General features: G+C 41.6%; 22 protein-coding genes. 16 read left to right on the forward strand and 6 right to left on the reverse strand.

The genetic code is table 11. The features are described from left to right. Positions 1-461 precede the first annotated feature (461 nt). A complete protein-coding gene (locus AC04NP_RS24590) occupies positions 462-3,488 on the forward strand; it encodes a sensor histidine kinase (protein WP_482862671.1) in 3,027 nt (1,008 codons plus the stop codon). Between the two features lie 11 nt (positions 3,489-3,499). On the opposite strand, the gene AC04NP_RS24595 is transcribed toward AC04NP_RS24590, so the two are convergent. Both AC04NP_RS24595 and AC04NP_RS24600 read right to left on the reverse strand, forming a co-directional pair. Continuing rightward, on the reverse strand, positions 3,500-4,093 hold the full coding sequence (locus AC04NP_RS24595; RefSeq protein ID WP_482862672.1) for a thioredoxin family protein: 594 nt from the start codon (positions 4,091-4,093) through the stop codon (positions 3,500-3,502). 100 nt (positions 4,094-4,193) lie between these two features. Then, complete coding sequence (locus tag AC04NP_RS24600) at positions 4,194-4,832, reverse strand: 4'-phosphopantetheinyl transferase family protein (protein WP_482862673.1); 639 nt, start codon at positions 4,830-4,832, stop codon at positions 4,194-4,196. 82 nt (positions 4,833-4,914) lie between these two features. Between AC04NP_RS24600 and AC04NP_RS24605 the strand changes: the two genes are divergently transcribed. The 3 genes from AC04NP_RS24605 to folB are packed head-to-tail and all read left to right on the forward strand — an operon-like array spanning position 4,915 to position 6,917. Next, the gene (locus tag AC04NP_RS24605; RefSeq protein WP_482862674.1) at positions 4,915-5,832 is read left to right on the forward strand and encodes a WD40 repeat domain-containing protein; all 918 of its coding nucleotides are present in this window, start codon (positions 4,915-4,917) and stop codon (positions 5,830-5,832) included. A gap of 3 nt (positions 5,833-5,835) precedes the next feature. Further along, entirely contained in the window at positions 5,836-6,537 is a 702-nt protein-coding gene (locus AC04NP_RS24610; RefSeq protein WP_482862675.1) for a DivIVA domain-containing protein, read from the forward strand. Positions 6,538-6,542: 5 nt separating this feature from the next. After that, positions 6,543-6,917: a dihydroneopterin aldolase gene (gene folB / locus AC04NP_RS24615; RefSeq protein WP_482862676.1), complete on the forward strand. Its 375-nt coding sequence runs from the start codon at positions 6,543-6,545 to the stop codon at positions 6,915-6,917. Positions 6,918-6,925: 8 nt separating this feature from the next. Here the strand turns inward: folB and AC04NP_RS24620 are convergent, their stop codons facing one another. Continuing rightward, the gene (locus tag AC04NP_RS24620; protein ID WP_482862677.1) at positions 6,926-7,231 is read right to left on the reverse strand and encodes a HesB/IscA family protein; all 306 of its coding nucleotides are present in this window, start codon (positions 7,229-7,231) and stop codon (positions 6,926-6,928) included. A 100-nt stretch (positions 7,232-7,331) separates the two neighbouring features. Between AC04NP_RS24620 and AC04NP_RS24625 the strand changes: the two genes are divergently transcribed. The 6 genes from AC04NP_RS24625 (at position 7,332) to AC04NP_RS24650 (ending at position 10,787) form a co-directional block, all read left to right on the forward strand. After that, the gene (locus tag AC04NP_RS24625) at positions 7,332-7,853 is read left to right on the forward strand and encodes a DUF7935 family protein (RefSeq protein WP_482862678.1); all 522 of its coding nucleotides are present in this window, start codon (positions 7,332-7,334) and stop codon (positions 7,851-7,853) included. A gap of 179 nt (positions 7,854-8,032) precedes the next feature. Continuing rightward, positions 8,033-8,434 carry a YkvA family protein gene (locus AC04NP_RS24630; protein WP_482862679.1) on the forward strand — a complete coding sequence of 134 codons (402 nt, stop codon included), beginning with the start codon at positions 8,033-8,035 and terminating at the stop codon, positions 8,432-8,434. 73 nt (positions 8,435-8,507) lie between these two features. Then, entirely contained in the window at positions 8,508-9,107 is a 600-nt protein-coding gene (locus AC04NP_RS24635; protein ID WP_482862680.1) for a thioredoxin family protein, read from the forward strand. 25 nt (positions 9,108-9,132) lie between these two features. Further along, complete coding sequence (locus AC04NP_RS24640) at positions 9,133-9,846, forward strand: NAD-dependent epimerase/dehydratase family protein (protein ID WP_482862681.1); 714 nt, start codon at positions 9,133-9,135, stop codon at positions 9,844-9,846. Continuing rightward, positions 9,847-10,299 carry a D-aminoacyl-tRNA deacylase gene (dtd, locus tag AC04NP_RS24645; RefSeq protein WP_482862682.1) on the forward strand — a complete coding sequence of 151 codons (453 nt, stop codon included), beginning with the start codon at positions 9,847-9,849 and terminating at the stop codon, positions 10,297-10,299. It begins immediately after the preceding gene. 143 nt (positions 10,300-10,442) lie between these two features. After that, on the forward strand, positions 10,443-10,787 hold the full coding sequence (locus tag AC04NP_RS24650; RefSeq protein WP_482862683.1) for a nucleotide pyrophosphohydrolase: 345 nt from the start codon (positions 10,443-10,445) through the stop codon (positions 10,785-10,787). A gap of 117 nt (positions 10,788-10,904) precedes the next feature. Here the strand turns inward: AC04NP_RS24650 and AC04NP_RS24655 are convergent, their stop codons facing one another. After that, a complete protein-coding gene (locus tag AC04NP_RS24655) occupies positions 10,905-11,612 on the reverse strand; it encodes a 2-phosphosulfolactate phosphatase (protein WP_482862684.1) in 708 nt (235 codons plus the stop codon). A gap of 336 nt (positions 11,613-11,948) precedes the next feature. Between AC04NP_RS24655 and AC04NP_RS24660 the strand changes: the two genes are divergently transcribed. Beyond that, entirely contained in the window at positions 11,949-12,965 is a 1,017-nt protein-coding gene (locus AC04NP_RS24660; RefSeq protein WP_482862685.1) for a DUF3500 domain-containing protein, read from the forward strand. Positions 12,966-13,526: 561 nt separating this feature from the next. Here the strand turns inward: AC04NP_RS24660 and gcvT are convergent. Beyond that, positions 13,527-14,612 (reverse strand): glycine cleavage system aminomethyltransferase GcvT, encoded by a 1,086-nt coding sequence (gene gcvT / locus AC04NP_RS24665; protein WP_482862686.1) that lies wholly within the window; start codon positions 14,610-14,612, stop codon positions 13,527-13,529. Positions 14,613-15,020: 408 nt separating this feature from the next. On the opposite strand from gcvT, the gene AC04NP_RS24670 reads away from it, so the two are divergent. Continuing rightward, positions 15,021-15,296, forward strand: a complete 276-nt coding sequence (locus AC04NP_RS24670; protein WP_482862687.1) for a proline and serine-rich protein 1 family protein — start codon at positions 15,021-15,023, stop codon at positions 15,294-15,296. A gap of 137 nt (positions 15,297-15,433) precedes the next feature. Here AC04NP_RS24670 and AC04NP_RS24675 read toward each other — a convergent pair whose 3' ends face one another. Then, the gene (locus AC04NP_RS24675; RefSeq protein WP_482862688.1) at positions 15,434-16,015 is read right to left on the reverse strand and encodes a ribonuclease HII; all 582 of its coding nucleotides are present in this window, start codon (positions 16,013-16,015) and stop codon (positions 15,434-15,436) included. A 118-nt stretch (positions 16,016-16,133) separates the two neighbouring features. Between AC04NP_RS24675 and AC04NP_RS24680 the strand changes: the two genes are divergently transcribed. The 4 genes from AC04NP_RS24680 (at position 16,134) to gatC (ending at position 19,146) form a co-directional block, all read left to right on the forward strand. Beyond that, positions 16,134-16,685, forward strand: a complete 552-nt coding sequence (locus AC04NP_RS24680; protein ID WP_482862689.1) for an NUDIX domain-containing protein — start codon at positions 16,134-16,136, stop codon at positions 16,683-16,685. A 30-nt stretch (positions 16,686-16,715) separates the two neighbouring features. Next, positions 16,716-18,062 (forward strand): MATE family efflux transporter, encoded by a 1,347-nt coding sequence (locus tag AC04NP_RS24685; protein ID WP_482862690.1) that lies wholly within the window; start codon positions 16,716-16,718, stop codon positions 18,060-18,062. A gap of 66 nt (positions 18,063-18,128) precedes the next feature. Further along, positions 18,129-18,872 carry a lysophospholipid acyltransferase family protein gene (locus AC04NP_RS24690; protein WP_482862691.1) on the forward strand — a complete coding sequence of 248 codons (744 nt, stop codon included), beginning with the start codon at positions 18,129-18,131 and terminating at the stop codon, positions 18,870-18,872. Then, a complete protein-coding gene (gene gatC / locus AC04NP_RS24695; protein WP_482862692.1) occupies positions 18,859-19,146 on the forward strand; it encodes an Asp-tRNA(Asn)/Glu-tRNA(Gln) amidotransferase subunit GatC in 288 nt (95 codons plus the stop codon). The genes AC04NP_RS24690 and gatC overlap by 14 nt, the downstream gene beginning before the upstream one ends. Positions 19,147-19,161 lie beyond the last annotated feature (15 nt).

A 19,161-nucleotide genomic window follows, 5' to 3' on the forward strand; every position in this document is an offset into this window, starting at 1 on the left:
TATTACTTTCTGTGTATTTTTTTATTCGATTTCAGGAGCTGTATTAGTATAAAACCATAGCAGGCTGCCACTATCCCGGTTTTGCAATGCCGGGCCGATGATGGAATATCTTCAAAACGGTAAAATCCCTGCTATGGTGATTCATTCCTCCGTTATACAACACAAAGTGTCAATCCCTTGATTTTAAGTGTAATAACCTCCTGCTTTCATAATTGCCAATTAGTTATTGCATGTTAGAAAAGGCCTGTTTTTAAAGCGTTATTATGGCCTGGTTTTCGGATATTTGAAGAATTTTAGTATTTAACCTCTCTTATTTTTCGGTTAACTAGGATTTTTCGAATAGTTATAAAATGGTTTATAGGAATTGGGGAAAAATTTTTATTGGAGGATTGATATTGCTTTTGCATCAATTCAGTTTTACTGCGTTGGCACAAGTCAGGAAAAAAGGCGGCCTGGACCCAATGAAAGCGTTTTCTCAATACTCTTATGACTTTTGGAATATAGAGAACGGATTACCTGACAATGTGGTTAAGGATATTGTAAAGACCGGTAACGGCTATATCTGGATTGCCACATTTGATGGATTAGCGAGGTATGATGGCATCAAATATGATTATTTTGACAGGGACAATGTGCCTTTTTTGGCAAACAACCAGGAAACCCTGTCTCTCTTCGAAGATCGTCATAAAAACCTTTGGATAGGGACCAATGGCTCAGGATTTCTTAAATATGTGGATGGTCAATTCGATACCTTAGCGGTAACGGAGCCATTCAGGACAGCTTCTGTGACGGCTTTCGCCCAGACCGGTGATGGTACGGTTTGGGTGGGAAGTGACATCGGCCTGGGAAAAATAGTCAATAACGAGTTTTATACCATCGAAGACTTTCCCAGCCTCAAAAACCTAACTGTCAACGACTTATTTGTCGATTCCCGGGGTGATCTCTGGATTGCCACCAAAATGGCCGGCCTGATTAAGAAATCAGAAAATTACATCGAACACTTTACCACCAAACATGGATTGATCAGTAACGCCATCAGGACCATCTACGAAGATTCGAAGAACCATCTTTGGGTAGGTTCGGATATCGGGATAATGAAGATTTATGAACACGAATTTGTTAACCTTACCCAACGATACGGACTGCTTTCGGACAACACCAATCAATTTTTAGAGGATGGCCACGGCAATATTTTTATTGCCACAGACAATGGGTTGCTTCGGTTTTATGAGGGGGTTTTTTCCACATATGATGAACCTAAGGGACTTCCCAACAATATTGTCACTGCGTTGATGGATGATGGTGAGCAGGGAATATGGCTGGGCACCTTCAGGGGAGGAGTAGTCAGAATAAAAAATGGCAGCTTTTATAACTATGGTACTGAAGAGGGGCTGTGCTATAACGTTGTAAATACCATATTTCAGGATGGTGAAACTTATTGGATCGGTACTGAAAACGGGGTCTCAGCGTTTAGAGATGGAAAATTCCGCAATTATTTTTTTCCGGAAAATACCCTGCAGAATACAGTGAAGGATTTTTTGAAAGATTCGCAGGGAAATTTATGGGTTGCCACCTATGATGGATTATATCAATATGATGGCACATGGAATCAACGATATAACACACAAAACGGCCTCTCCGACAATGCTGCGAGATGTTTGTTGCTGGACCGGAAGGGCCGTCTCTGGGTTGGTACCTCTGACGGGATTAATATCATTAATGATGGTAAAATTGAAATTTTAAACAACGACAATGGTTTGCTGAATGCTCACATCCTGGCACTGATGCAGGAGCCAGGCGGAGATATATGGGTCGGAACTAACGGGGGTGGTCTGAGCTTGTATCAAAATGGCAAGATTACCAATTTTACGAAGGAGAACGGGCTGCTGGCCAATGTTGTATTTAATATTTATCAGGATCAAAAAGGAATCCTTTGGCTGGCAACGAGTAAAGGTATTTGCAGCTATGATGGCAAAGAATTCACCTTTTATCATGGAATAAATGAAATCATTAAAAAGTCGGTTTTCCAGGTTTTGGAAGATGACCGGCAAAAGATGTGGTTCACCACAGCCAAAGGGATTTTTGTCATTAATAAATTTGACCTGCTCAATGCCGGCCATAGCAAAGCTTCTATCATCGACAAAGTGAAATTATATGATAAATCATATGGTTTGAGAACCAATAGTATTACCGGTAGCTCGCGGGCTTTTGTCGATGACAAGGGAAAATTCTGGCTACCGACATTAAAAGGTGTTGCAGTGATTGATCCGAACAATATCCCTGTCAATGTCATTCCACCCAAGGTATCTATAGAGAAACTGGTAATCGATGGTCTGGAAACTTCGTTACAAAATGTTGTAACCATCGATCCCGGAGAAAGAAACATAGAGTTTCACTATACGGGGCTTAACTACACAGCTTCTGAAAAGATAAAATTTAAATACAAGCTCGAAAATCTGGACAAATACTGGGTGAATGCCGGTCAACGGCGTGTGGCTTATTATAACAATATTCCCCCCGGCTTCTATACATTCAAGGTAAAGGCTGCCAATGACGATGGCATTTGGAATGAAAAATATGCCAGTGTGGAAATTGTACAGGAGACCTATTTTTATAAAACCACTTGGTTTTATGGCGTGGTAGCCTTGTTGGTGCTGGCCCTGGGTGTTTTAGGGTATTCCCTCAAAATCCGCAATTTCCGGATCATGAATCAGGAGCTATCGAAGCAGGTAGAGGAACGTACCTCGGATTTAAAGAAGCAAAAAGAGGCGTTGCAAAAAATTAATTCAAGTAAGGATAAGCTGTTGTCAATTATTTCGCATGATTTGAAGGGACCGCTGAATTCAATTAAGCAGATGCTCAACCTGCTGAGTTCAGGTAACCTGTCAGCCGATGAGTTAAAATACCTGATCGGTAATATTACCCAGGATGTGGGTGTTTCGGTTAACCTCCTCGATAACCTGTTGAACTGGGCCAGGTCACAGATGCAGGGGATTAAAGTGACAACGGTTAAAGTCGATATCTGTGAAATTGCCTGTGAAACTTTCAAACTTTTTAATTATAATTTTAACAAGAAGGGAATAAAGCAAATAAATAATGTGCCACCCGGAGAGTTTGCCTACGCGGATTGTGACATGGTGAAGCTGGTCATCAGGAACCTCGTTGCCAATGCTTTGAAGTTTACCCCCGAGGGAGGCACCATATCAGTAACTTCGCAGCGTAACGGCCAGTTTGTCGAAGTGGCAGTAACTGACACGGGTATAGGCATCTCAGAAGATGAGATAGAAAATCTTTTCAAGGTCAAAGAGGCCTTTACCAAAATCGATAAATCCAAAGAGGTCGGCACCGGGCTCGGCTTGATTTTATCTAAGGAGTTCATTGAAAAGAACGGTGGAAAGATTTGGGCTGAGAGTAAAAAGGGTGAGGGGAGTGCTTTTAAGTTTACGTTGAGGGGTCAGGGGAGAGGTGTCAGGACACCTCTCCCCTGACCCCTGATCCCTCAATTCATCTTAATTACACAGCCCGTAGCCCTCGTCTTAGCGTTGCGAACAGCTTTGCCACCTAACGCAGCCACAATAGCATCACTGATATAAGCGTTGGTCACATCCTGGGGTACCTGGGGGTTATCGTCAATCGCACCATGATAAACTATCTGAAATGAATTTCCTTTTTTAGCAAGCAAAAAGGCCTCCGGGGTTTTTGTAGCGCCGAATTGTTTGCAGACTAGCTGGTTTTTATCTGCGAGATATGGAAAGGGAAACTTTTTATCCCTGGCCTTTTGAGCCATTTTTTCAATACTGTCGTCTTTGCTTTTTTCAGGATTGTTAGGATTGATCAGGAGGATTTGAAAACCCTGTCCCGCAAAACGTTTGTGGAGGTCGAGAATTCTTTGTTCGTATAACTTCGAATAAGGGCAATAGTTGCTGGTAAATATCACCGCAATCACCTTTTTGTTATTAAAATCGCTCAGTGACACCTCGTTTTTGTTGACCGCATTGATTAATTTAAAATCTTTAACCCCACCCTGCTGGGAAAATACCGGAAGATTGCAGCTAAAAAATAGCAATGTTATAATAATTACTTTGTTCTGCATATATATTTTTTTTTAAAGATAATGAATTATTTATCTAATATAATTCAGGGTGTAAGATATCAAAAGACATAAAATAAAACCAATCTGAAAATTGTATTATCTAATGATTGAATACCACATAGTGCCTGTCAATTTTTTGGAATTTTAACTGATAATTTTGAAACCTGTTTTCGTCAAATACGATGGAACAACTGATATTACCTTCATCATTTTTATCAAACGGTTCAATAAACAGGTGTTGCCTAAAGGTCAGCTTTTTTCTTCCGTGTATTTTGTAAAGCACCTCTTTTGCACTCCATAAAATACTTAACAGCTCGAGATCATTACTTGCAAATTCCCTTTCCGTGGCGTTTAAAAATTTCCCGGCCACTTTTAATATTTTGCCTCTTGGCTGTTCGATATCTATGCCTACCGGTTTTTCAGTATGTATAATTGCCGTGGCAAATGGAAAGGAATGGGAAATTGAAATGTGGGAAGAATGATTTTTGAGAAAAGGCTTATTGAATTGATCTTTCGTTATGCCGTTGAACATTAACTGCTGTCTTTGAAGCAAATACTTTACTGCTAACCGGCTTGAAAACCATTCCAGTTTTTTGCTGGCATGACTGATTAGCGCTAAGTCTTGCCTGTCATGTACATCCAACGATACCTGCCGCATAAAATCACCGATCGTTTCATCGGTTTTCCAAACTACCCAACTGGATTTGGCATTAATTTGCTCGTACTTGATTACCGGCATAAAGACAATCTATTTACCGTTGATAAATAGTAATTTGCTGAAATAGTTATAAATTTAGGGCAAATTAGGCCATATATGATTAATGTCAAAAATTAGCGTCTCCAAATTAAAAAACTTCACTGGCCACAGGGATTGCATCTACACACTGGAGCGGTCTTCCGACCCTTCCCTTTTTTTTTCAGGTGCAGGTGATGGTTTAGTGGCAAAATGGAACCTGCAGCAGGGTGAAGACGGCCAGTTGATAGCCCAACTGCCCAACTCAGTATATGCACTCCATTTTTATCGACCCGAAAATCAACTGATCATCGGTCAGAATTTTGAGGGCATACATCAGATTGATTTAAATGCCAACCAGGAAATCAGGTCTTTGAAGCTCAATGATAAAGCCATATTTGATATCCAATCGCATAAACAGTTACTGTTTGCAGGGACCGGTAATGGTACTATCTTCATTGTTGATGTGAAGTCATGGCAAATTGCCAAACAGGTACGTCATACGGAAAAAAGTGCCAGGTCCATTGCTGTCGCTCCACCGCTCGATGAGGTGGCCGTAGCGTTTAGTGATAATAAGATGAGGATTTATGATTTAAACACTTTTGCGCTGAAACATACCCTGGAGGCTCATAATAATTCCGTGTTTACTATAAAATATTCGCCCGATTTCCGTTATTTATTAAGTGGCAGTCGGGATGCACATCTCAAAATCTGGGATTCAAGTAAAAAATATGAGCTGGCCGATGACATTGTTGCCCATATGTACGCAATCAATAATATTGACTTTAGCCCGGACGAAAAATATTTCGTAACTTGTAGTATGGACAAATCCATCAAGGTATGGGACGCCAGGTCCTTTAAGCTGCTAAAGGTAATTGATAAGTCCCGACATGCCGGACATGGAACCTCGATAAACAAGCTGTTATGGTCAGATTACAACAATCTGCTGCTCGCTGCCAGTGACGATCGGTCCATTTCCGTTTGGGACATTAATATAAATCTGTAAAATATGAAAATTACTCCTTTAGAGATACGACAGAAAAGCTTTGAAAAGGGTTTCAGAGGTTATGATAAGGATGAAGTGAATGCCTATTTGCTTTCATTGTCGCAGGAATGGGAAAAGTTGCAGGATGAGTTGAGGGAGCTAAGACTGGCGCTTAAGAATGCTGAAAGGGAGGTAGAAAAACTAAGACAGGTAGAATCGTCTTTATACAAAACACTCAAAACAGCCGAAGATACGGGCGCAAATTTAATAGATCAGGCCAACAAGGCGGCGGAACTTCATCTCAAAGAATCTCAGATGAAAGCCGAAGGCATACTGAGTGACTCTAAAAATCAAGCTAAAAATATCATTGAGGAGGCAGAAATGAAAGCCAGAATGGTCGTGGAGGAAATGGAAAGTGAAGTGAAAAACCTCCAGCAATCATATAAAATTATGGAAAATCATTATGATAATCTGCTTAATGATTTAAAGAATCTGGCCAGTGGCACAATCGAAAGAGTAGAAAAAGGAAAAACACTGCAAAGTAAACATGGTGTGGATAGTATTGTCAAAAAGGCCTTCAAATATTCAAAAGAAACATTAGATCCTCCGGGCAAAAAGAAGTCCTGGGATGCCAGGAAAGAGGTGCCCGAGATCAAACTGGAGGTTCAGAACGAGAAACCTAAATCCACCGACAAACCTGCTTCCTTTTTTGACCAAATAGAATAATTTTCATGGACATAGTTTCATTGGAAGGCCTGGAGTTTTTCGCCTATCATGGTTATTATCGCGAAGAACAAAAGGTCGGAAACAAATATGCTGTCGATATAAAAGTAATCGCTGACTTTCATCAGGCAGCCAAAGACGATTCTCTTGCTGAAACCGTTAACTACGAATTATTATACAAAGTAATTGAGGCGGAAATGAAAATTCGTTCGCGGCTTTTGGAAAATATCGGAGAAAGAATCGCTCATGCCGTATTTGATACATTTGAACAGATAGAAAAAATTGAAGTGAGCGTATCCAAGTTTAACCCACCCATCGGAGGGGTTTGTACTCGTGCAAAAATCACTATCAAAAGAGATAGAATACGTGGAAAGGCCCATTAGGTACTACATTAGTTTGGCTGATTTTCAGGGTTGTGGAAATTAAACCCCTGTGCATCGGCCCCGGAGTAGTAATCCATCTCCAATCCTACCAGGTACATTACATGTTTTTTTTCGATGTAAACCATAATTCCATCGATTTCATAACTGTCATCACTGGGTTTTTGCTTGTCAAAACCCAACAAATAGGAGATTCCGCCACAGCCACCGCTGGCTTTGATGCCAATCCTAAGGCCGTATTCTCCGGGAATGTTTTTGTTTTTCATAATGGCTTTTATCTCTTTAAGCGCCTTCTCTGTAATGGTTAGCGGCAGCATACGTTATAATATTTGTACCAACACCAAAAATACTTAAATTAGATCACTCTAATCATTGGTTTAACTTTAATTTAGATTATTTGTTTCAACTTTAACTTATATGGATGCACTTATAGACTTTGGGAAAATTCTTTTACCCGCAGGTACGGTACTTTATGCTATGTTTTTGGTAGTAAAATCATTTCTTACCAAGGAACTGGAAAAAAAACTGATCGATATAAAAATCAAAAACACAGAAACCGTGCTCCCGATCCGGTTACAGGCGTATGAGAGAATTTGCCTGTTTCTGGAAAGGATTTCCCCGAATAACCTGGTTGTCAGGCTGAGCAATGCCTCACTATCTGCTGCCCAATTTCAACAGGTACTGATCGCCGAGATCAGACAGGAGTTCAATCACAACCTGTCACAGCAGGTATACCTGAGTGATGAGGCCTGGGAAATGGTAAAAAACGCTATGGAGGATATAGTTTCAGTAGTAAACGTCGCAGCTCAACAGGTAAAAAGTGATGACAAAAGCGTAGATCTTGCTAAAAGAGTTTTTGAATTGATGATGGAAAAAAATAACGATCCTATCGCTGTTGCGTTAAAAAAGGTAAAAGATGAAATAAGAACATCCTTTTGATTTTACCAGGCAGTTTGCCCTCCGGTGATGCGCCCTCGCATAGAAGTCACTTCTTAACATGAGAGATGTTATGGAAAGCTGACTTTGTTCAATAGCAGTTTTGATCAGGTGATGAGACTTTTGGGGTAAATTAATTGTTGTTAAATGAAATCGGATTATGGATAAATAATCAGGAAAGTATGACACAATATCAGCAGCATTCGAAGTTTAAAAGTGCTAAGGCAAGGGCAGAACGTATTTTGCGTAACCCTGAAAAGTTGAAAAATTTGATATCCATGACGTTGGAGAAGCTTAATAAAATGGATAAAAACAAATTGACCGTTGGGGATTTTTTCAGAAGGGTTAAGGTTTTCATCCGGATGATTAAGGCCTACGTGCGGGGAGAATACCGGGCAATTCCCTGGAAAATGGTGGTGATGCTGGTGGCAGGACTGGTTTACTTTGTGATGCCCCTGGATATTTTGCCGGATTTTATCCCGGTTACAGGTTTTCTGGACGACATTACTGTGATCATTTGGATTTTTAACAACTTTAAAAAGGAAATCGATGCCTTTGAAACCTGGGAGAAGAAGCCCATTTGATCTTCCGTATTGAACAAATACGGTCATGTACTTGTTATAGCCTCTTAATGAGGTTATTTTTTTGTGTTTAGTTATGATTATTGACAAGGAATTAATAGAAAAAGCGATGAGTTACGATGCCTACCTGGCATTGATAGACAAACTACTGCTGGAAGGTAAGTCAACCACAGGTGATCAGAATGAAAGCCTGGTGAGCTATACCCGGTTGAATCAGCAACGTGCTAAAAAATGGGACAAGATTGTCAGCATAGAAGCGCCTTTGTCCCTGGCCTTGAAAAAGGTGCCTTATGAGTTGATTTGGTTGGTTTTGACAGAAGGATGGTGTGGAGATGCTGCCCAGACCTTGCCGGTGATCAACAAGATGGCGAACCTTTCTGATAAAATTGAACTGAAACTGCTTTTGCGGGATCGACATCTCCGGCTTATGGATGCCTATTTGACAAACGGAGCCCGGGCCATCCCGAAACTGATATTTCTGAAAAAAGAAAACTTACAGGAACTGGCCGTTTGGGGCCCACGGCCTTCTCCGGCCCAACATATACTATCTGATTACAAAAATAATGGGTCCGACCCCAATATTGACATTTATCAGCAAATACATCTCTGGTATTCCAGAGATAAAGCCCAAACTTTGCAAACAGAGTTTTTATCTTTGGTAAAGGACTTGTCTTAGACAGCGATACTAAGGAGTACCTTGCGTGGATATACAACAATCTATATTTTTTTCAAAAGATTACCTGAAAGTGCAAAACAACAAAATAGCCTTAGTCGCGGGTGCCACTGGTTTAATAGGTAAACTTCTGTTAAAAAAACTGGCTTCAGATAGCTATTACCAGGAAATTATTACCGTCACCCGCAGGGAACTTACCGGAGATCAGCCTGAAAAGGTTCGCAATATAGTGGTTGACTTTGATAATCCCGGATCATTTTCCCTTCCAAAAGTCGATGATGTATTTTGTTGTTTGGGAACAACCATGAGGAAAGCAGGTTCCAGGGAGGCATTTTATAAGGTAGACTTTACATACCCAGTCACTTTGGCTGAATTAACCAAAAACCTCGGAGCCAGCAAGTATTTGATAGTAACTGCATTAGGGGCAGACAAGGATTCAAAAATATACTATAACCGGGTGAAAGGTGAGGTGGAAGATGCATTGGCAAAAATCGGTTTTACATCTTTGTTTATTCTCCGGCCTTCATTATTATTGGGGGCAAGAGTAGAAAAAAGGCCCGGCGAAAGGCTGGCCCAAATCTTGTCTGAAAAACTGGCATTTTTGTTTTTTGGACCATTTAAAGCCTATAAGGCCATTGAGGCTGAAAAAGTGGCGGGTGCTATGGTATCGTTAGCTAAAACCGACCAACAGGGAATAAATGTGATATCCTCAAGCGAAATTGCCAAAATTTCCATGTCATAAATGATTGCAGTAATCCAACGCGTTCAGGAAGCTCATGTGCAAATAAACAATCGGGCCCGGGGTAAAATAGGGCAGGGACTGGTGGTGCTACTGGGTATTGAAGCAGCAGACGGGAAAGAGGATATTGACTGGTTGGCTAAAAAGATTGTTAATCTTAGGATTTTTAATGATGATCAGGGGATGATGAATTTAAGCCTGGGTCAGGTTAACGGGAATATCTTGCTGATAAGCCAGTTTACCTTGCATGCGAGCACCAAAAAAGGCAACAGGCCTTCCTATCTCAAAGCTGCCAAGCCAGGGGTAGCTATCCCGATGTATGAGCGTTTTATTCAACATATAGAAACGTTGTTGGGTAATCGTATCCAAACGGGCGAGTTTGGAGCAGATATGAAAGTCAGTTTGGTCAACGATGGGCCGGTAACTATTGTAATCGATTCAAAAGACAAAAAATAGAGGGCTTTGATTTTTGGATCTTTAGGTGTGAAAGCTTTCTTCTTCAGTAGGCGTGTCAGGGTATGAGTCAGTGAATTCCTTTGGATGGGTGTTTCTTGTTTGATAATTTATATATTAGCAAAAATCATCAAAAATATCAGGTAATGACCATCAAAGAAGCACAGGCATTGGTTGACGAATGGATCAATACGACGGGGGTAAGGTATTTCGACGAATTGACCAATATGGCGATATTGACAGAAGAAGTTGGGGAAGTGGCAAGAATCATGGCCAGAAAATATGGGGAACAGTCTTTTAAAGAATCGGACAGACAAAAGGATCTGGCCGATGAAATGGCCGACGTTCTTTGGGTGTTGATCTGTCTGGCCAATCAAACCGGGGTGGATCTCACGGAGGCGTTGAAAAAAAATATGGAAAAGAAATCGATAAGGGATAAGGACCGGCATAAAAAGAATGAAAAGTTGGGGAAAAAGGGAACCGGGGGTTAGGAGTTGGGGTATGATTTAGTAGAATAGTAGTTTCCCAACAGCGTTGCTCCCATCCGCAGAAAATAACAGAACTTTAGTTATATGAGAGAATAGTAGGATGTTGGGGGGATGGGATAATTAGTTCAATTTGACAATTTCGCCGTCTTTTAATACCGGGACGCAATCGAGTTGATTTTCCTGCAAACAGTAGGTTATGTCCTTTTCGATATTCAGGCGTTTCAGCCTTTGTACGTGGGAAGAGTCGCTGAGATAGGCGCTCAGATCTTTTTTTGCCTCCAGGTAGAGGGTTCTGGCTGCTATGGGGGCGTCACAGGAAGGGTAGTATCTGCCTTGCAGTGCCTCTACCATAGCCCCGGCAAACAAGGTATCTTCAAGGTTGAATTTTCCTTTCCAGCCGGCGCAAAGAATCAGGGTATCCATATTTTTTTCCATTAAAAAATCAGCTAAGGCCTGTTTGTTTAAAAAGGCGCCGATGACCACCATTTTGGCATTTTTGGATTTTTCAATGGCCAGGGTGCCGTTGGTAGTGGTTACCGCAATATTTTTCCCAATTAAATGCTGCTGTTTGTAATCATAGGGGGAATTCCCCAGGTCGAAACCATCGACCTTTTGCCCGTTTCTTTCGCCGGCAATAAAATAACCACAGTGCTTCATAGCCCTGCACTTTTCTAAATCGGCAAATGGCCTGATACCCGCAACACCATGGGCAATTCCAGCGGTCATGCAGGAGGTAGCCCTCAGAATATCTGCAACCACCACAATTTTATCTGTCACCGGGTATAAATGCATCAAATCAGGGCTCAGACAAACATCAATTTTGTTCATTGACTGAAAACTAGTTGGCTGCAATATTACAAAAAGGTAAGATGAAAATTACTATTTCACTTATTTCCTTACCATCTGATCGACATGTGGTAACATGGCAAAAAGTTGGCTGTGAGCAACGCCGTGCTGATAGCAAGCGCCAAAATAGTGCATATTAAAATGAGTTGTTTCATGATTTTACTATTAGGTTTTAAGTCTTGAACTCAACTAAATTGATTTTGATATGCTCTTAATCGCTCCGGAGAATTAATTATGACCGGCAAGCGAGGAAATAAACCAAATAAATCCTATATTGACTATTCAGGTTGACTTATTGCACATCAAAATCTATTTTTCATGGAAAAGATGAAATATTTTGTTCCGCTTATGGTGGTTGTTTTCCTATCATTTGAGGCCATTTGTAAAACGGAACCCAGTGTGCTGGCAACCAGGTTCTTAAATTCCCTGGATGCTGCGCAAAAAGAGAAAGTGCTCATGTCCCTGGAGGATGAGAGCAGGTCAAAGTGGCATTTTTTGCCTCCGGCCTCGTGGCCACGCCCGGGTTTGCCCCTGAAAGTGTTGAATGATCGGCAAAAAGGGTTCATTCACGAACTGCTACAGGTCTATTTAAGTGACAAGGGGTATCAAAAAACGCTGGATATTATAGCATTGGAAGAAGTATTGGCAGTATTGGAAAATGATCCGGTTAAACGGGACTCTGAAATGTATTTCGTAGCCTTTTATGGGGATCCCGCTAATGATGAAACCTGGGGCTGGCGTTTTGAAGGGCATCATGTTTCGTTGAATTTTACGGTGGTCGGCAAGCAGGTGGCTTATGTGCCCCGCTTTTTTGGGGCCAACCCGGGCACTGTCAGGGAAGGGCCCAAGAAAGGCACCAGGGTGCTGAAAAACGAAGAAGATCTCGGGCTAAAGCTGGTGAATATGCTCAATGAAGCGCAAAAGAAAAAGGCCATTTTCAGACTGTCGGCATTTCAGGAGATAGTCACATCGAATGCTTCCGAGGTGGAGCCTTTGGATGAAGTGGGTATCCCGGTTAAGGACATGAACAAGGCGCAGCAGGAGGTGCTTTTCGAACTTTTGAAAGAATATCTTTCGGCCATGCCGCATGAAGTAGCGGAGAAAAGAATGTCAAATCTCAGGACGGAAGAAACAGATGCGATCAGATTCGGTTGGGCAGGTGCCACAGAAATAGGAAAACCCCATTATTACAGAATACAGGGAAAAACCTTTCTTGTTGAATTTGACAATACCCAGAATAATGCCAACCATATTCATACGGTTTGGAGGGATTTTGATGGGGATTTTGGCAGGGATTTAATTAGGGAACATTATCAGAGGTCGGGGCATCATTAAATTGGGTGTGAGTGTGAGTTTGGGTTTGGGTTTGGGTGTGATTTGGGGGAGGGGATAGGGTTTTGGTTTTGGAGGGGGGGTGTAATCTAGGATTAGGTTGGTTATGTTTTTGTAGTGGTAGTCTTTGGGGTCGATTTTTTTGATGATGGTAAAGGAGTCACTAAAGTAGATCTTTATTCTTTTGCCGGATCCGATTATCGGTAGGGATATGTGTAAACTGGGTTTCGGGGGTTCTTTTCAAATAAAGATTGGAGTCAAAATGCGGGACGTATTTGTAATCGGTGAACTCATGTTCGTATAAGGTTAAATACTCGCTTGGCCTTACTCTTAGAAAGTGTTTTTTACCATAATTCACTCTGGTGGTACCTGTAAAATTTTGCATTTGGCCAAATGGGACGCTTTGAAACATAGTTTCGCTCCGTTTATGGTAACTCTACACACTTGGTGGAGAGATGGTTTTTGGTTTGCTGTTTTGATGACTGCGCTTTGTCACTGCGGGTAGTTGGGGTTTTCATGCAACGCTCTTTGCTCTGGGAGCTTCAAATTAATCATGTAGTGGTTTTACGGGATCAACGGCAACTTTTTTACGACGGCTTTTAAAACTTTGTTCCTTATGGCAATATATATTGCTGTGTCTGGTTTGCTGTATTCTTTGGTTACATATCCCAGACCGATGCCTATATTCAAGCCAGGCGATAGGGAACCTGATGTGACCCGGCCTATGGTTTCACCGCCTTCATTTCTAATCTCATAATCCTGCCTGGGAATACCTTTATCCACCATAGTGAAGCCCACAAGCTTTCTTTTGATCCCCTCTTCTTTTTGCTTTTTCAGATTTTCCCAGTTGGTGAATTCCTTGGTATATTTGGTGATCCAGCCAAGGCCGGCCTCATGGGGGGAGGTGGTGTCGTCAATGTCATTTCCATACAGGCAAAAGCCCATTTCAAGCCTTAGGGTATCTCTTGCTCCAAGGCCGATAGGCTTTATGTTCAATGGCCGGCCGGCTTCCATGATCTTATCCCAAACCCGTGGGGCATGTTCGTTGTCTACATAGATCTCGAAGCCCCCGGCTCCTGTATATCCGGTAGCGGAAATGATAACGTCCGGTACGCCGGCAAATTCGTCTACGACGAAAGTATAAAACCTAATCTCATTTAAACTGACACCTGTAAGTGGTAGCAATACTTCGGTTGCTCTCGGCCCCTGTACCGCAAACAAACTCATGGAATCGGAAAGGTTTTCCATTTTCACCCCTTTGGTATTGTACTGCTTAATCCAGTTCCAGTCCTTCTCGATGTTCGAAGCATTCACTACCAGCATGTACTTTTCCTCTTCCATTTTATAAACCAGTAAATCGTCAACGATACCACCATGCTCATTCGGTAAACAGCTATATTGTGCCTGGCCTTTTACCAGTTTGGCGGCATCATTGGAGGTTACGCTTTGAATCAGATCCAGAGCATCCGGGCCTTCGAGAAAAAATTCACCCATATGTGAAACATCAAATACGCCTACATTATTCCTTACCGTCAGATGTTCTTCTTTGTCTGATGAATATCTTACCGGCATGTTATAACCGGCAAAGGGTACCATTTTAGCGCCTAGTTTTTCGTGAATATCGTTGAGTGCTACTTTTTTCAGGTCCATGTGTTTCGTTAAAAATTGTCGGATCGATAATAATGGCAGCAAATGTAATAAGATTTACCAATTTCTTTTTACACGCTTTACCCTATTACCGGAAAAATATTCCATTGACTGTTCAGGTTATTACTAATTCGCTTTCTGTCAACCATTTAACTATTTGATGATCAATATTTAACAATTTTTAACAAGTTGGAAACCGGTAAAAAAACCTTTTGGCACACACTTTGTCCTCTACTGATTGAAATTGATTTTCATGTAAACCAAGAAGCTATGAAAACAAGATTACTAATAATAGCGGGGTTGATGCTGGTGAGTTTTTAATTAAAGGCACGTCACGCAAACGCAGTTTTTTAAGACCAATAATGGTGCGACAATAAAAAATATTATACCATAGCGCACGATTTGGTGGATATGGAGCGATTTTTGTTCAGTTTAAATTTGAGAAGATTTGATAATGATAAAGTGTATTTCACCCGAAGGGTGCTGGCCAATAAGTCACTTTATGCGAAAGATCTGCTGGAGATATTAAATAACATCACTTTTGAGCATAACAAAGTCGTGGTAGCGGATTTGGCTTACGAAAGCGTTGTCGATAAAAGGAATTTTCATGTGGTTTATGATGCTTTCAGGTTTCAGACCAGCATCAGGCAACTTGAAAAAAGTAACAATGAAGATACATGGTTTTAGTTGGTAGTTTTGATTTTTTGACCCCGGTGGGCAACTCCTGTTGTCGCCGGGGTTTTTACTTAAATAAGCCTGGCTGCTTCGGCATGAGCGGCAACTGTGCAAGCAACCGTAAAAGTGTTTTTACTTAAATAGCTTATCTACCCTGGTAAAAGCCGAAAGGACTTGCGATGATAGGGTGTGGGGCCGAATTTTTTGATGGCTTCGCGATGGGCCCTGGTAGGGTAGCCCGCGTTATTTTCCCAACCATATTCCGGATGTTGGATCGCCAGCTTTTCCATCAATTGGTCACGGTAAGTTTTGGCCAGAACAGATGCGGCAGCGATGGATAAATATTTACCGTCGCCTTTAATAATGCACTGATGAGGGATTTCCGGGTAAGGTGTAAACCGGTTGCCATCAATCAGCAGTAATTCCGGTTTTTCATTGAGTTGTCCGATGGCCTCATGCATCGCTAAAAATGAAGCATTCAATATGTTGATTTCATCGATTTTTTGATTATCGACAAAAGACACCCCCCAGGCGAGCGCTTCTTTCTCGATTTCAACTTTCAGCCATTCCCTTTTGCTCCGCGTTAACTTTTTTGAGTCGTTGAGCGATTCGTTCTGATAGTCTTTTGGCAAAATTACCGCTGCCGCCACCACCGGTCCTGCCAAAGGCCCCCTCCCCGCCTCATCACACCCCGCCTCAACCAACCCCCTCTTAAAATAAGCTTTTAACATAACTTTAGTCTTAAAAAAATCCCTATATTCCTACATCCCCCTCCCCACACAAATCACACCCACACTCAAACTCAAACTCACACTTTTTTCTCACTTGATTAATTCCTTTCTTTGAAATATGGATAAAAATACAAACAACCCTTGGAAAAAGCTTTCGTATAAGAAAATTTATGACAATCCATGGATTACTGTCGAGGAGTACGGGGTGATTAACCCCAGTGGGGGGAATGGGATTTATGGTAAGGTCAAATTTAAAAACAAAGCCATTGGCATTATACCGGTAGACAATGCCGGCAATACATGGTTGGTAGGGCAATACCGGTTTACGCTGGATGAATACTCCTGGGAAATCCCTATGGGAGGTGGTCCGATAGGGGTGCCCCTATTAGCGTCTGCACAGAGGGAGTTGAAAGAGGAGACCGGCCTTACCGCATCGAAATGGACAGAGATAATGAGAATCCACACCTCCAATTCCGTAACAGATGAGGAAGGATTTGTTTTTTTGGCTGAAGAACTAACAGCCGGTGCCACTGATTTTGATGAGACTGAGGACCTGGAGATCGTAAAGCTGCCATTCAGTGAAGCTTATCAGATGGTGCTCGAAGGAAAGATTACCGACAGTCTCAGTATGGCAGGCATTCTGAAGGCCCATGTATTGATAAAACCATAAAATCGATTCTATTTGAAGATTTGCTGAAGTATGAGCTACAAGGAGCACATAAAGAAAAACATTTCATTGGCATTACCGGTTATGCTAAGTCAGATGGGCCAGGTATTGGTGGGTGTGGCCGATAGTGTTATGGTAGGCAGGGTCGGAGTGGAGCCACTTGCGGCTTCATCATTGGCAAACAGCCTTTTCTATTTTATCTTTATGTTCGGGGTAGGTGTTTCCTATGCCATCACACCATTGGTAGCTAAAGCCGATAGTATAGATGATCATCGTGAAAGTGGTGTTTTGTTAAGGCACGGGTTGCTTACCAATATGGTGGTTGCCCTGGTACTGTTTCTACTGTTGATGCTGGCTACCCGACTTATCCACCTGCTTAAACAACCTGAGACGGTTATTGTATTATCGGTTCCCTATTTAATCGTCATATCGGTTTCTCTTTTGCCTTTTATGTTGTTTCAGACTTTCAGGCAATTTTGTGAAGGCTTATCCCTGACCAAAGTTCCGATGTATTTTACGATAGCGGCCAATGTAATCAACATCATGCTGAATTACATTTTGATTTTTGGAAAGCTGGGTTTTGAGCCTATGGGATTGATGGGCGCCGGCTGGGCTACCTTGATAGCCAGGCTTTTGATGGGCGCTGGAATGGCCCTTTATGTGATATATGCAAAACGGTTTAAACATTATCGGGAAGGTTTTGCTACGATTAAAATCAAAGTTGAAAGACTAAAAAAATTGTTGGAGCTGGGTATTCCCACGGGTATGCAGTTTATTTTTGAAGTCGGGGCTTTTGCCGCTGCGGCCATCATGGCCGGGTGGTTGGGAACGGAACCCCTGGCGGCCCATCAGATAGCTATCAACCTGTCTTCACTCAGTTATATGATGGCCTCTGGCATTTCGGCAGCCGCTACCGTCAGGGTCGGAAATCAGATGGGGCGGAGGGATATACCTATGCTGATTAAAGCAGGCCGTTCTTCTTTCGTGCTGGCTGCCAGTTTCATGACAATTTGCGGGATTACATTCATTACCGGAAAAGAACTGTTGCCATCATTTTATGTCGATGAAGCGTCTGTGATTAACATTGCCGCCTCCCTGTTGGTAATCGCCGCCTTTTTTCAGGTTTCCGATGGCCTTCAGGTAGTAGGATTGGGGGCGTTGCGCGGTATGGAAGATGTCAAAATTCCCACTGTCATCACCTTGTTCGCTTATTGGGTTGTTGGCTTGCCCATGGGTTATCTGCTGGGATTTCACTGGCATCTTGGAATCGAAGGAATCTGGTACGGATTGCTAACAGGGCTTTCCCTGTCTGCGATCATGTTATTATTGCGTTTTCATTTTTTAACACAAAAAAAATTAAGCTATTTTAGCAAAGTTTGATTTTAATTTTGCAAGTTTTAGTGGCAACTTTGTGCCAGTTTACTAAATTCATTTCGAATTTAATCCATGAAGATTTGGGGAAAATTGTATACTTATTATGCCGGGTTAATTTTTGGAATTCTGTTTTTGATACTTTTTCCAGCCTTTTTTATTATCATTCAGAAAAAATCCTGGCATAAATTCGGGTATCACATCAACAAACTTTGGGCGAAGCTCTTTTTTGCCAGTATCGTGAAACCTATTGAAATAGAGGTTCACCCTGCGATCGATAAAAACAAAAACTATATATTCTGTGCCAATCATTTTTCATACCTGGATATCCCGGTGATGGGTTTTACCCCCAATAATTTTGTTTTTATAGGAAAAAGTTCTATCAAAAAGGCGCCGCTGTTCGGTTATATGTTCGATAAATTGCATATTGCTGTCAATCGCGAAAGCAAAGTAAAGAGTTATAATACTTACAGGAGGTCTTCTGACGTTGTTAAAAATGGAAGAAGTTTGGCCATGTTTCCCGAGGGGGGAATTTTAACCAAAAACCCTCCCCAAATGGCCCGGTTCAAAGACGGGGCTTTCAGGATTGCGATAGAACAACAAATTTCCATTATTCCTGTCACTATTCCATTTAATTGGATAGTTTTACCGGATAAAAATGAACTAAACCTGAGAAGAGGTAAGTTGAAAATCATTTTTCACAAACCTATCGAAACCAAAGGTATGCGACAGGATGATTTACAGTCATTGAAATGCAGTACCTTTCAAATTATTGATGATGAGTTAAAGAAATATAGCCACGTAAATGCAGGTAGATAAGGAAACACTTAGCAAAATTGCCCACCTGGCCCGGTTAGAATTTGAGGAGGGGGATGAAAAAGAAATGATCGAGAGCCTTACAGAGATTTTATCCTGGGTTGAACAACTGGAAGAGGTTGATACGGAAGGTGTTGAGCCATTAACCACCATGTCCAAAGAGGTAAACGTTTTAAGGGAAGATGAGGCCTCTAACCGGTTGGATCAACAAAACGCATTGAAAAACGCGCCTAAAAAGGACAGCGTTTACTTCCGGGTGCCCAAGGTACTGGATTAACTTTATCGGCAATCG

The organism is Agaribacillus sp. DX54 (assembly GCF_056858335.1).